The organism is Sphingomonas bacterium (genome assembly GCF_903644055.1).
Lineage (GTDB): Bacteria > Pseudomonadota > Alphaproteobacteria > Sphingomonadales > Sphingomonadaceae > Sphingomonas_I.
The window spans coordinates 1-13,275 of record NZ_CAHJXD010000236.1 but is presented as its reverse complement, the minus strand read 5'-3'; the positions used below and the strand labels follow the sequence as shown (position 1 = coordinate 13,275).

The 13,275-nt window shown below is 63.0% G+C and carries 13 protein-coding genes, 1 tRNA gene and 2 pseudogenes; all 16 read right to left on the bottom strand.

Annotated features, from left to right (window positions below; all coding sequences use genetic code 11):
- A pseudogene (locus HUU94_RS12845) lies at positions 1-130 on the bottom strand (protein-L-isoaspartate O-methyltransferase); the annotation flags it as partial.
- A 468-nt stretch (positions 131-598) separates the two neighbouring features.
- Positions 599-1,102 carry a hypothetical protein gene (locus HUU94_RS10470; RefSeq protein ID WP_174275026.1) on the bottom strand — a complete coding sequence of 168 codons (504 nt, stop codon included), beginning with the start codon at positions 1,100-1,102 and terminating at the stop codon, positions 599-601.
- A gap of 39 nt (positions 1,103-1,141) precedes the next feature.
- Entirely contained in the window at positions 1,142-1,486 is a 345-nt protein-coding gene (locus HUU94_RS10465) for a nucleotidyltransferase family protein (RefSeq protein ID WP_174275025.1), read from the bottom strand.
- Positions 1,487-1,528: 42 nt separating this feature from the next.
- Complete coding sequence (locus tag HUU94_RS10460) at positions 1,529-1,897, bottom strand: hypothetical protein (RefSeq protein ID WP_174275024.1); 369 nt, start codon at positions 1,895-1,897, stop codon at positions 1,529-1,531.
- A 139-nt stretch (positions 1,898-2,036) separates the two neighbouring features.
- Positions 2,037-2,390: a hypothetical protein gene (locus HUU94_RS10455; RefSeq protein WP_174275023.1), complete on the bottom strand. Its 354-nt coding sequence runs from the start codon at positions 2,388-2,390 to the stop codon at positions 2,037-2,039.
- 59 nt (positions 2,391-2,449) lie between these two features.
- The gene (gene mobF / locus HUU94_RS10450; RefSeq protein ID WP_174275022.1) at positions 2,450-5,212 is read right to left on the bottom strand and encodes a MobF family relaxase; all 2,763 of its coding nucleotides are present in this window, start codon (positions 5,210-5,212) and stop codon (positions 2,450-2,452) included.
- Positions 5,212-7,041, bottom strand: coding sequence for a type IV secretion system DNA-binding domain-containing protein (locus HUU94_RS10445; protein WP_174275021.1), 1,830 nt, complete (start codon positions 7,039-7,041; stop codon positions 5,212-5,214). The genes mobF and HUU94_RS10445 overlap by 1 nt, the downstream gene beginning before the upstream one ends.
- Positions 7,038-7,409: a hypothetical protein gene (locus HUU94_RS10440; protein ID WP_174275020.1), complete on the bottom strand. Its 372-nt coding sequence runs from the start codon at positions 7,407-7,409 to the stop codon at positions 7,038-7,040. Before HUU94_RS10440 ends, HUU94_RS10445 begins: the two co-directional genes overlap by 4 nt.
- Before the next feature lie 207 nt (positions 7,410-7,616).
- Complete coding sequence (locus tag HUU94_RS10435; protein ID WP_174275019.1) at positions 7,617-8,225, bottom strand: hypothetical protein; 609 nt, start codon at positions 8,223-8,225, stop codon at positions 7,617-7,619.
- 100 nt (positions 8,226-8,325) lie between these two features.
- Positions 8,326-8,499 carry a helix-turn-helix domain-containing protein gene (locus HUU94_RS10430; RefSeq protein WP_174275018.1) on the bottom strand — a complete coding sequence of 58 codons (174 nt, stop codon included), beginning with the start codon at positions 8,497-8,499 and terminating at the stop codon, positions 8,326-8,328.
- Between the two features lie 170 nt (positions 8,500-8,669).
- Positions 8,670-9,521, bottom strand: coding sequence for a hypothetical protein (locus tag HUU94_RS10425; protein ID WP_174275017.1), 852 nt, complete (start codon positions 9,519-9,521; stop codon positions 8,670-8,672).
- 25 nt (positions 9,522-9,546) lie between these two features.
- Positions 9,547-10,740: a tyrosine-type recombinase/integrase gene (locus tag HUU94_RS10420; RefSeq protein WP_174275016.1), complete on the bottom strand. Its 1,194-nt coding sequence runs from the start codon at positions 10,738-10,740 to the stop codon at positions 9,547-9,549.
- 164 nt (positions 10,741-10,904) lie between these two features.
- Positions 10,905-10,978 (bottom strand) — tRNA-Cys (locus HUU94_RS10415).
- An 82-nt stretch (positions 10,979-11,060) separates the two neighbouring features.
- Entirely contained in the window at positions 11,061-11,348 is a 288-nt protein-coding gene (locus HUU94_RS10410; RefSeq protein ID WP_174275015.1) for a hypothetical protein, read from the bottom strand.
- A 9-nt stretch (positions 11,349-11,357) separates the two neighbouring features.
- Positions 11,358-12,779: an MBOAT family O-acyltransferase gene (locus HUU94_RS10405; RefSeq protein WP_174275014.1), complete on the bottom strand. Its 1,422-nt coding sequence runs from the start codon at positions 12,777-12,779 to the stop codon at positions 11,358-11,360.
- Positions 12,780-12,910: 131 nt separating this feature from the next.
- Positions 12,911-13,275, bottom strand: a pseudogene (locus HUU94_RS10400) (hypothetical protein); the annotation flags it as partial.

The window sequence follows — 13,275 nt, the reverse complement described above, 5'->3', positions numbered from 1 at the left end:
CGGCGGGCACGAAGCGCTCGCGCGGCACGGCGGCCATCGCCGCGAGCACGCGCGGATCGTCGACCGCGGTGGTGCGCAACTGGCTCGCGACCATCGCCGCGCGCAGCCGCTCGAAATTCTGTTCGGTCACCGCGCCCCGCTCTTTCTCTTAGGTGTTTTATGTCTACAGTACACTCGGCCGTCGCGCAACATTTATAGTGCCCGCGTTTGCGCGCAAGCCGCGATGCCGCGCGGCGTCAGGCCAGAGCATCGCGCAGGTGACGAAGCGCCGTCGCCGGACCCGAAAACTTTTTCACCGGATCTGAAACCGCGGCACGCGATGCTCCGTAACTCCCCTCGTCGGGTCTACCCTATCCGACAGTTGCTTGGCGTGGCGCGAGCCCTGCCCGACCCCCCACCCCCGGCGGGCAGGGCTCCGTCATCGCCGGCATAAGGGAAGCCGCTGGAGCCGAGCCGGAATCCAACTCCCAAGATATTTCAGTTTATTATCAATATTCTAAATTGATCTCATCTTCGGAAAAGCCCCCAAAAAGGCCCCATTTCGTCCACAGTAGTGTTGACCCTCGACACGAGATGTGCCGGTGAGAAGTAAATCATCCTATCGCGGCATTGCGGGTGGTGTGCCCGAACTTGCTTCCGGGTCAACATATTTCACTACGGCAAAAGTAGTCACTCGCTCCTCAATCGGGATGCTCAGGCCGGAACCGTAGGTCTGATTGCCAGAAGTAGAAGCTTGGCCCTGTGACCAAATGCCTTTGACAGAGGAGTTTTGGTTCAGCAACACGATGGCATCTCCGCCGACGTCTCGGACCTTTTTAGCAATTCCAGAGGAACCAACGGCATTGCCATGTAAAACGCCTGTCCCTCTGTTATCTCTTATGATTCCGATGATCCGGTATCTGCGCGGGGGATCGCCCATCGTCCAGAAATCGATCCCATCCTTTGTTGTGCGAGAGCCACCTTGCCCTTCAATTACGGAGTTGCGCGCTTCGTAAGGTTCAAATCGCGTTTTGGCCTCCGCAACTCCGGTCGCTAATGCACCGGCGACAACGACAATCCATAACAGTGTTTTCATTTGCGTCCCCAGTTCGTCCGTGGCCAAATGCTTGGATTGGCATTTTGTCAACCAATGGATTAATTCTCACCGAACCGGCTTAAGCCTCGGCAATAATATGGCCATCGCGCATCCAAATTTTCCAACAATTTTTGCGGATCGAATTTTTACCTGCATTTCTTTATCGCAGGGGTCCAAAATTTGAACTTTTGCGCCAAGATCGTGACTTAAATTCTTGAAGATATTTGCATTTTCCAATGTCCACCAATCAACGAATCTGTTGTTCAAATCAGCAGGCCATTCGACAAATACATCAACATCGCTATCATTATGATAGTCACCGCGAGCGCGACTGCCATACAAATATACGATAGTGCCGGTGCCATGCGCCCAGCGATCAAGTATAGGGAGTAATCGCTTAATCTCGCTCATACGACAGCAATTATCCTACCAATTTATCTCCTTGACACACGCTTAAGCCAGTTCGTACCCGTTCTTCGCCATCCAAACTTTCGCATTGTCGTGATGAAGCGCCCACACGCCAGAGCCAATCCCGCCCACGCAGTGGAATAAGGGGTGCTTTGGCGCGTGCCCGCAACGATCGGAATTGTGGTTGTTAAATGTCCGCTGCACCGTTTGCTCGAAAGTCGGCCTGAGTTTGCGCCCCACCTTAGCGCATTGAGCCTCTATACCCTTGAGGGTGTCCTGCCGCTCAGCTCCGGAAGGGTACGGCCAGAGGGCGCGGATCAGGTAGAGCGCCCACGGATCGCCGCCGCCCGAACTTTTGATCTGTTCGACTATCTCCGCATCCAACTGCGCAAGAAAATCATCATCCTCTGCCATCTCGGCCTCCATCCTGCGTTTGGGAACCCAGTATGGTTGCGTCCATCGTGGGCCGCAAATAGATTTGATCCCTTGGAAATTCGATTCAATTCGGGTCGGAGTCTTGTGATCGGGATGAACCGCACACCCCTTGGGATGCCTATCGCAGTGTGCGGATCAAGGTAGGTTGGACGTCGATGACAATGCGTTTGTCGGTTCGTGATTCAGCGACTGTGTATTCGAACTCAATCAACAACAAAGCCGCCGCCAGCCGCTTGCTAGCAACGGCATGGGTACACTTCAGGTTGACCTTGCTGAACTTCCGAAACCGGCGCCGCTTCCGCTTTGTCGAGGTGATAACCGAGAAGTCGCCATCATGGCTGAGCAGGATTTCATCTTTTTCCTGCGCAACCTTGGCGACCATGGGGGTCCGGGGAATCAGTCGAAGTACGTCTTGGAGGCGGGTCACAGAATGTCCGCGTTCCTCCAAAAGCTTGCAGACGGATTCCGCCACACAGTGATCCGCAAAGAACCGAGGCTTGGGGCCGCCAGCCAGGCGGCCGCTTTTCAACACTATGATCTCATCCCCGCCCCCATCCCCTTGCCAGCCACAGGCGTGGGCATTGCAACCTCAGCAATCGCTGTTTGCACTTGTCCGGCCCGTTCGTTGATGGCGGACGCCAGCTTGGCCCGGTCATTGGTGAAGATCGCGACGGACTCCTTCGCGCGAGAAATCGCGACATAGAAGGATTTCTGGTCGATCAGGTTAGTCGCGCGACTGTCGGCATGGATGATGACATGATCGGAGGTGCGGCCTTGGGCGGCGAAGGCGGTTTCGACATAGGCATGGGCAATATGCCGGTCGCGGGCGGAATCGAGATTGAGCGTTTCGGTCCTGCCCTGCGATGTCTGGATGGTGGCGGTGCGGGTCTGCTGGTCCACCGCGATCACTTCGCCACGCCCGCCATTGATCCGGCCTGCCTCCCGGTCGTTGCGAGTGAACCGGATGCTGTCGCCGGTTTTGAGTTCCAGAGTCTGCGGCGCGAACGCTTGGGCATTGGCCGCCCCCCATTGCCGCAAGCGCCAATCCACATCGCGCCCGTCCTCCGATTTGAGCGCAATGGCGGATTTGGCGGGGTCGATGCTCTCGACGCGGTAGGCTTCGCCGCGCGTCACACCCTTGTCGGCATAGTCGCGGGTGAAGCGGACAACATCGCCCTTTTCGTAACTCATCGGATCGCGCGCTTCGTGGCGGGTCAGCCCCTTGTTGGAAAGGCTATGCATGGTGACGGCGGGGCCGGTCAGCGCGCCCGATCTGGTCAGCGCCGCGCGAATATCGGCGGTGAGCGCTTCGCGCCCTTCGCGTGATGGCTCGACAACAAGGGTGCGGGCGCGACCGGCCTTGTCCAGCCCAGCATACCGCTCGGCGATGGCAGCGAACCGCTCGGCCCGGTCGGCGTTCTCAACGATCTGCCCGCCGCCACGGTCCAGCGCGGTCAGCGCCTTCTTCGCGTCCCCTTCGATGGACGCCAGCACGGCCTCCTTGGTGGATTCATTGGTCTGCCGCACGATCTCGGCCAGCTTCGCCGTTTCCATGCCTGCGCCTTGCAACTGCGCGAAGGCCGCGCCCGCCTCGACCGAACCAAGCTGCTTCACGTCACCGACAAGGATGACGCGGGCATCATGCTTGTGGGCCAGGTCGAACAAGCGCGCGGTATCGCGGGCCGATAACAAAGAAGCCTCGTCCACGATCCACGCGGCGGGCCGCGTTGGATCAGGACGCTCGGGCGATAGCAGATGCCGCGCAACGGTATCGCCGCGCGTATTCAGCGCCTCGCCCAACACCATCGCCGCCGATGCGGTGGGGGCCAATGCCGTCACCGCCATCCCGCGCGCTTCGGCCTCACGGGCAAAGGTCGCCAATACGGTCGTGGTCTTGGCGGTGCCCGCGTAACCCTGCAAGGCGGTGATCCGGCTGCGGCTGGTCAGAAGCTGCTCGGTCGCCGCGCGCTGGTCGGTATTCCAGCTAAAACCCATCCGCTCGGCCTGCGTTGCGGCGCTGGCGACGGCCTTGGCGGCGGTAAGCGGCGATGCGATGGGCGCAAGAGCGCCGCGCCCCTCGGCGTCGATCCGCAGCATCTTGGTTTCGGTTTCGACATTCTGGCGGGTAGTGAACCCGGCAAACTCCGCGCCGCGCCGGTCCTGAAATGTGCGGTCGACCAACTCGCCCTGTTTCGCTGCCGCCTCGATAGCGGCTCCGATTTGCGTATGACCGACCTTGCCTAACCCGATCCCTCCGGCTTCCTCCTGCAAGGCGGCAACGGAAAACACCGATTGCCGCTCGCCCAGCTTGTCGGCGGCATGGGCGACCGCGCGATCCGCCATTGTCGCCTGCGCTGCCATATCGGCACGGTGCGAAGGATCGGCGGCCTTGGCCTCGGCCTGCTCGATCATCGCCAGCCGCGCCGCCGCGCCGAAACCGGCCCCGCTGGCCGTCTCCCGCCACTCCCCGACAAGCGAGGCATGATCGGCGGCAACCTTCGCCTCGCGCGTATCGAGCGTGGCGATCTGCTTCTCGATGGCACTAGCCGTGTCGCGGGACGTGCCGCGCTCGGCCAATGCTGCCTCGATCTCCGCGCTGCGGGTGCTGAACGCGGCTATTACCTCGGCGGACACGCCTTTGATCTCGAACAGCGAGTCCTTGCCCGTCTCAATCTCATAGCCCAGTTCGCGGACCTTCAACGCCAGTTCCTGCCGGTAGATCGCGCCGATCTGCTTTTGAAGCTGATAGATGGCGCGCGGTTCAAGGCTGTGCCATGCGCCATCCTCTCCCCGCGTCGCGTTCATGATGACGTTATGCGTATGAAGCTGCGGGTCTTGGGCGCGGCTGGTGCCATGCTGGAAACTCGCGATCACGAGATTGTCGGTGGCCTCGCGGTTCACCGTCCCGCCATCCCGCATGCGGGTGGCGGCCATATGGCGTTCGACATGGGCCATCGCCGTTTTCACGGCCTCGCCATGCGCGGCGACCAACCGCAGGTCGCCCGCCACCTCGGCCATGATTGACACGGACTTGGGCGCGCTCAAGGTCACGTCCCAACCGGGGCGATGCTCAAGCTGGCCATCGCGGAAGGTGCCGAGCTGCGCCCCCGCCACCTTGCCGTCCAGCAACTCGCGGAACTGATCGCGGTCCACCTCGCCGGACAGGCCCAGCGCTTCCGCGCCCGCGCCCTGCCATTCGGAGGGGGCAAGCCCGCCTTCCGAATAATAGTCGTCTGCCTCATAGTAGCTGCTGGCCTGCGCCGAACTGGTCAGCGCCGAAACGGAAGCCACCATCACACCGGCCCCTGACCGGCGGGCGTCGGCGGGGGCGGCGGTGCGGGCGCGACATTTCCCGACTGCTTCCAAAGCGTGGTGTCGGGATCGCCCGCGACGAATCCGGGCTGGCGGGCAGGTCCGCGCCGCGCGATATGATCGGCGGTCAGCCTGATCCGGGCCACCGGCAAGCCGTCCGGGAACAGCAAATATCCCTCATACTTGGGCAGGCGCAGTTCGCTTTCCAGCACGGCGGGCCGCATCTTCCGCGTCCGGCCCAAGGTGGTGCGGGGTGCATCGTCGCCTTCGGCCAGCGCGTCGGTCATAGTCTGGGTTTCGACCTCGCACTCGCCGATGGTCTGGCTGGCCCATTGCCGGGTTTCGCTGTCGATGGTTTGCAGGAACAGCTTGGTGTTGCAGCAGCCCAGCATGGATTCGGCGATCTGCGGCCCGTAGCGATGCCGCATCTGGCCCAGCGCCTGAAAGGTCAGCACGACGGCCGCGCCGAACTTGCGCCCTTCCGGCAACAGTCGCGCGAGATTATCGACGCGGGGCAGGTCGGCCAGCTCGTCCAGCACGAACCAGATGCGCCGGTCGGGCGATGGTGGAAGCCCCAGCACGGCGCTCGCCGCGCATTCCAGCCAGCAGGCGAGCAGGGGTTTGGATGCCTCGAAATAGTCCTCCTTGCGCGGCACGAATATCCACGGCCGTGGACCTGTGCGCTTGTCCAGCCCGTGGATGAAGTCGCGGAAGGCGAAGGGCGCGCCGCCGCTGCCTTCCGCGCGCAAAAACTGGATCAGGTTCGCGGCCTTGGCGAGCATGAACAACACGCTGCCTGTCGCCCGGTCGGCATCCTCGGCGAAGGTGCGCGCCGATGAACTGTTGCCCAGCCAGATTTTCAGGTCGTCCTTGGTCCGAACCTGAAGCGCGTCCAACAGGTCCGGCAAGGTGCAATTGCGTTCGCGCCACAACGCCCGGATCATGTTGGCGACAAGGATGCGGCTGGTGTCCAGCCACACGTCCCGGTCGCTCTGGCCGGTTTCGGTGATAAGCTGATGCGCGATGCGGTCGGCATCGGCAGGGTGGGCGATCTCGGCGAAGGGCGACCAGAAGGCACAACGGGCGTCGAAGGGGTTGAGGATGATGTCGCCGCGCGCCGGGCGGTAGTAGTGCGCGATGAACTCGCCGCTGGTGTCATAGACCAAGGCCGCTTCGCCGCGCGCCTCGATCCCGTCGAGCAGCTGGCGCAAGGCCGTGGTCTTGCCGCTGCCGGTCGTGCCGATCATTGCCAGGTGTCGGGTTTCCAGACGTGAGGGGATCGGGACCGTGCCGATGGCGAGCGCGCCGGACTCCGCTTCGGCGGCCGTCAGCTTGGCAAGTCGCTTCTCGGTCGTGACCAAGGTTCCGGCGATGACGCGATCCCGCAACGCGCGCTCGCGTCGTCGCGCCACGGCTCTGCGCAACAGGAACAGGCCGGACAGCCAAGCGGCAAAGCCCAGCCAGCACCCGCGCACGATCCAAGACAGAGTGGCGCGGACCGCCTCCCGATAATAGGGATGGGCGATGACGCCTTGGACCAGCGCGTCGTAGACCTGCCCCTTGTAGTTGATTCTGATTGTGGGATTCTCGACCGTGCCCGTGAATACCCAGGCCTTCGCCTTGGCTTGGAAGTAGGTGCCGGTCGACTGCACCGTCTGCGGGTCGAGCATCACGTAGGGAGCGGCCACGGCGCCCAGGGCGACCGACGCCAGCATGATACCGACCTGCCGCTTGAAACGCCGAACCTGATTGATGCGATTGTGCCGGCGTAAGGCATCGGCATGGATACGCCGATCATGGGGCTGGCTCATGGCCGCTTCTCCTGTGAGAGCCGCCGCTGACGATCATAGGCCGCGTTGATTTCGGCGGTGATGATCTCGTCGCTTTTGCGCGCGCCCATCGCCGCGCTGCGCGCATAGCAATAGGCGGCGCAGGCGGTGAACAAGGCCCGGTCCAGCATCCGCTCGACATCGACAATGCGGGTGCTGACTGATGCCAGCTCGGCGACGAGCTCATGACTGGCGGTGTCAGGTGCGGGCGGATTGGCGAGCGCTGCGACACCCACTTTCACGCTACGTTGAAGGACCGCGTAAACGCTCATGCCGTGTCGCTCAGCCAACGCCCGAAGCGCCTTGTCGAGCGGAACGGGCAGGCGGACGGTGTGCTGAACCGGCCTCATAGCGCCGCCCCCGTGGGAGTGCGCGGCGCACCCCCGAAAAACGACGGAATTTGGCGGGTCCGATAATCCGATGGCGCAGCGCACTCCGGGCGCACTCTCGGAAAATGGCGGAAAAGCTGGATGCACCCGTGCGTGAGGTGTGTATCTGAATTGTTGGCTCGATGCGTAGCATCGTAGCCCCGCAACGCTCTCATAAGGGTGACCGGCTCAATCATGATCCGGCCCTTTCCGGCAGGCTTCGCACAAGGCGTCGCCGGTTTCGCCGGAACAGCAATCACTGCCCTCACCGGAGCTGGTGTTCGGCATGGCGTTGGCCCCGCGCTGCCCGAATGCCCATGCCGCGATCATCACCTTGGCGGCGGGGTCGGCCACGATCCGGTCGATTTCCTCCGGGCCTCGGCGATGACTGCGAAGATCATGATCGCGAACCCATGCGAGGGTGGTATCCTCAATCGCCTCCTGCATCCGCTTGTGCAGCGCCTGCGCCTCGAACGGATTGAGGTGTGCGGTGACGCCGGGGGAGAGGATCAGACCCCCCAGCGGAAACCAGCGACGCTTCGTCATCTGCCACGGGCCGTCGATCCGGCAGGTGGAGACATCGCCCTGATAGACGGCGATCGGCGGGCGTTGCGAATACCGCCAAGAGACCAGTGCGGAGCGCAAGGTCTCGCCGTCCTCGTCATCGGCGGCAAGCCGATCCATCAGAGGCGTCACATACCGCGCGAAACGGGCGTTGATCGAAACGCGATACGTAACCCTGCGATCATTGCGCAGCAGGTCGGCAAGCCGGTCCGCGGCCTTGCGGAAAACGGGCATGGGACATCCTTTCGTGAAATCACGCGAAAGCGTGCAGATTGTCGGGAGGGTGACCCGGAGGCGCGGAGTGGCCCGCCAACTCCCACGGAACGTCTCTGAGTCAGGCGTCCTTGCGGGACTGTGCCAGCCGGGTGAGCGATGCGGTCGTCACCAGCGTTCTGGTTCCGATCTTGATCGCCTCAAGCCTGTGAGACTTGATCAGGCCATATATGGATGAACGGCCAATGCTCAGGGCCTTGGCGGCTGCGTTGATCGAGAGGGCAAGCGGTTCCATGTGCGTCTCCGTGGTTGCCGATTTGCGGCGGGAGACCGGACCATTTGCAGGCGTTCGCCGGCATTTCCAACGGTAGGGAAATATCGCAGAAATCAGCGAATTCTGATGCTTTCTCGGCAAAAGACGAAGGTTCGAACTGGCTGAAGGCCGTCATTCATCGGCAATCGGGGCTATGATTTAGCCGCGCGATTTTTCGCGATCACCTCCAGAATCAGCTTGGCGTAAAGCGACAATTGGGTTCTGCTGGGAATGGAGCCGCCCTTGGTGCGGTACCAGTCTTCAAGCAGGTCCGCGATCTGGGTCTGGTTGCCACGTTTGTTTACGTCGATGGCTCGAACGACCGGGTGCTCGATCAGCGACATTACCGCGTCGGTGTAATCATAGGTCTTGGGCGCGCCCCGATTCGGTTTCGCCTTGGCCTGTGCGATCAGGGCGTCGACATCGACATCCATGAAAATCTCGCGGGAAAACCAGAAACCGATCGGCGCGAACAGCACCTCACGCACCGGGCTTTCCTTGGAGACATACGCAGCACGAAGGCTGCCGAAGAAATAGCGCTCGTTGATGTACCGTTTCACGCCATTCCTTGTGACGTAGAAGGCGCGCGGGGTCGTTTCGAGTTGGAGCAACGCGAACAGGCGTTCCAGATTTCGCGCGGCAGGATCGTCCGGGTTCGCGTACACCGCCTTTTGCGGCTGGGACGCCCTCATGCTTCCATATTGGAGGATGCGCCAATAGCTGACCACGGCAAGCAAGAGACCGAACGGTATCAGCCCGATGGCTGCAACGATTTCACCACCCTTTACTCCTGCGAGAGTCAATCCGATGCCGGGGAGCAGGGTGATTGCAGAGGCGAACAGTGCCGCCGAAAATGCGATCCACCAGACCAAATACTTTGTTTGAATCAGGCCGTACACATCCGCAGTGATGCGGTCGAGTTCAGCCAGGCCTTCAAGCTCGTTGCTACTGATGAACCTCGCTGCGATTATCCGGAGCGGAAGGACCTCTTTCTGATTATCCATGATCCTCCTTGTTCGTAAGAGAAGCTCACATGCCTCCGTCGCGAAGCCTGCACAGATAGTCGCTCCACCACTGCGCCATCTCGACGCGCTCCTTCCAGTAGGCAGACTGGTTGTAGATGCGCCGAACACTGCCCGCCACCATATGCGCCAATGCCCGTTCGATGGCGTCGGGGTTCCACTTGCCAGATTCGTTCAGCAGCGACGACGCGGATGTACGGAAGCCGTGGGCGGTCATCTGCTCCTTGGAATAGCCCATGCGCCGCAGCGCAGCGTTGATCGTGTTGTCGCTGATCGGCCTTGCCCGCGTCCGGACCGAGGGGAACACATAGCGCCCCGAACCCGATAATCCGCGCATCTCAGTTAGGATCGCCAAGGCCTGCCGGGACAGGGGCACCGAATGGGGCTGGCGCATCTTCATCTTCCCTTCCGGGATTATCCAGACCGCCTTGTCGAAGTTGATCTCGGCCCATTCCATCTGCCGGAGTTCACCAGGGCGCTGGAACACATGGGGTGTGAGTTTCAGAGCATACATGACGGACGGATCGCCCTGATAATCCTCGATCGCCCGGAGCAGCGCGCCGAACGCCACCGGATCGGTGATCGCTGCGAAATGCTTGACCCTCGGAGATGTAAGGGTGCCGATCAGCAGTTGGGCTGGATCGCGTTCGGCGCGCGCTGTTGCAACGGCATAACGAAAAACCCGGCTAGCAAAGGATCGAAGCAGGTTAGCCGTTTCCAAGCGGCCTCGCCGCTCGTGCTTACGCAGCTCGTGCAAAAGTTCCTGCGGCATGATCTCGGTGACCGGGCGTTTGCCGAAATCCGTGCCCAGTAGTTTCACGAACCAACGCATTTTTTCCAGCGTAGGCTCCGCGAGCCCCTCGCGCGTCTTCTTCTCTATCAGTTCCTCGGCAACGGTAGCGAAACTGTTGCTGGCGCGAATGCTCGCCTCGATACGCGCCTGCCGCTTAGCGACATTGGGATCGACGGCGTGAGCCAATTGTCTGCGGGCCGCATCACGGGCCGCGCGTGCTTCGGCCAGCGTGATCTCGGGGTAAGGCCCCAACGCCAATTTCCGCTCGACGCCGTTCATGCGGTATTTGACGCGCCACAGCTTGCTGCCTCGCGGATTGACCAGCAGATACAGCCCCTGCGAGTCTGTCACTTTGTAAGGTTTGTCGGTGGGCTTGGCATTTCGGATCGCGGTATCGGTCAGCGCCATTGGGGGCCTCGATTCTGCGGGGCCTCACAAGGCCCCCAAATTAGGCCCCCATCATCCGCACTTGCGGGCAAACAGAGGCGATCACTGACGATCAGCGATTGCCCATAAACTAGCGGAAATCAGGGACTTTTTCAACTGTCAGCAGGCACTGCCAGACAGGATTTTGGAGGCCCGAGCCGGAATCGAACCGGCGTGCAAGGATTTGCAGTCCTCTGCGTAACCACTCCGCCATCGGGCCTCAGAGCGATCGGAAGGCGGCGCGATTGCGCGACTTTGGGCGTCACGTCAACCTGCGCGCGCGGCCCGATCGGCGCTCTCCGTCACCCGAAGCGCGCCGCCTCGGCCTGCTTCCAGCGCGCGTGGAGCCAGGCGCGGGCGAGGCCGATCCCGGCGCCGTCGGTGAGTGCCGCCCATTGCTCGGTCGCCTCGGCGAAGCGCGCCTGCGTGGGGCCCGGCGTCAGGCTCTCGGCCCAGTCGCGCAGCGAGACGGCGTTGGCGGCGAGCAGGAACAGAGCGGCGGTCGTCAGCGCCGCCGCCGTCCAGCCGAGGCCGGGCGCATCCAGCGGAGCGGCGGGCAGATCGATCGGCGACGGCGTCTCACGCGGCATCATGCTTCCTCAGAACTGGTAATAGATGAACGGCGCAACCCCTTCGAAGCGCATCGCATCGACGATCAGGATCGCCACCCCGGCCAGCAATCCCAACACCCACCACGGCAGCAGCCGCAATCTTAGCGCGAGACGCTGGCCGAGATCGGCGGGCGCGGCGTGGATCGCCAGCCCGAAAAGGATCAGCGCCACCGCCAGCGGCGTCACCGCCAGCGCCGCCTCCGCCCCGCCCGCCGGGCCGAACAGCCCGGCGAGATAGGCGCTCGCCTGCGCGAAGCTCTCCGCGCGGAAGACTATCCAGCCGAGCACGACGATATGGAAGGTCGCGATCAGCCCCAGCCAGCGCGGCATTCGCGGCCATTCGCCGGGGCGCAGCCGCTCCCATATCCGCTCGATCGCCAGCACGCCGCCGTGCAAGCCCCCCCAGATCACGAAGGTCCACTTCGCGCCATGCCAGAGGCCGCCGAGCAGCATCGTCGCCAGCAGGTTGACGCATTGGCGCACGAAGCCCTTCCGGTTGCCGCCGAGCGCATCGATGTAGAGATAGTCGCGCAGCCAGCTCGAAAGGCTGATGTGCCAGCGCCGCCAGAAATCCTGGAGGCTGGTCGCGCGATAGGGCTGGTCGAAGTTGAGCGGGAAACGATAGCCGAGCAGCGCCGCCAGCCCGATCGCCATATCGCTATAGGCCGAAAAGTCGCAGTAGATCTGCACCGCATAGCCATAGGCCGCGGCGATCAGATCGATCCGGGAATGGCCGGCGGGATCGAAGAACACGGGATCGACCAGCCCGGTCGAAAGCTCCGACGCGATCACCGCTTTCTTGAACAATCCCCAGACGATCAGCACCAGCCCGATCGCCGCGGCGTCGCGCGTCAGCCTAGGGGTCGCGCGGAACTGCGGCAGCAGATCGGAGCCGCGCACGATCGGCCCCGCGACGAGATGCGGGAAGAAGGACATCAGCAGCGTCACGTCGAGCAGCGCCGCCGCCGCGATCCGCTTCCTGGCGACGTCGACGAGGTAGCTCATCGCCTGGAAGGTGAAGAAGGAGACGCCGACGGGCAGCACGATCTGCATCAGCGGCAGATCGCGCGCGATCCCGAAACGGCCGAGCAGCACGCCCAGTTGCTCGAGGAAGAAGTCGTAATATTTGAAGATTCCGAGGATTGCGAGATTGGCGGCGACGCCCACGATCAGCAGCGCCTTGCGCCGCCCCGCCGCTGCGTCCGGTGCGGCGGCGATCAATCGCGCGCAGCCCCAGTTGAGCAAGGCCGATCCGATCAGCAGCGCCACGAACCGCCAGTCCCACGCGCCGTAGAACAGCCAGCTCGCGAGCAGCAGCAGGATCTTGCGCCACTCATTGTCCCGCACCGACCAGACGAGCCCGAAGGTGGCGAGGAAGAAGAGACCGAAGGTGAGCGTGGGGAAGAGCATCTACTTGAGCCCCTCCCCCTCGGGGGAGGGGTTGGGGTGGGGGAGTCCGGGGAACGGCAGCGCGCCATCCCTACGACTCCCCCACTCCCCGGCCCTCTCCCCTGAAGGGGAGAGGGAGGCTTGGACACCCCTCACCGCTCCGCCGCCGTATCCAGGTCGGCTTGCAGGCGCCGCGCGATCTCGCGGCCGCCGGCGCTGGTGTAGTGAACATAATCGCCGCGCATCAGCGGCGGGGTCTGGCGGACCCAGCGCAGCGCGGCGCAGCGCCCGCCCATCCGCGCCTGCCACTCCCACAAGGCGACGTGCAGCGAGGCGGCGACGCGCGCCTGCACCTCGCGCACCGCATCGAGCCCGGCGGGCGGGAACAGCGCGAGCCTGCCGTTGCCGGTCGCCTGGAGCGAGGATGGTGGCGGCGGCGCGGCGGCGGGAAGCGGCGCGCCGGTCTCCCCGCTCGCGGTGACGCCGAGGAACTGGCCGATCTTGGTCATCGAGATCG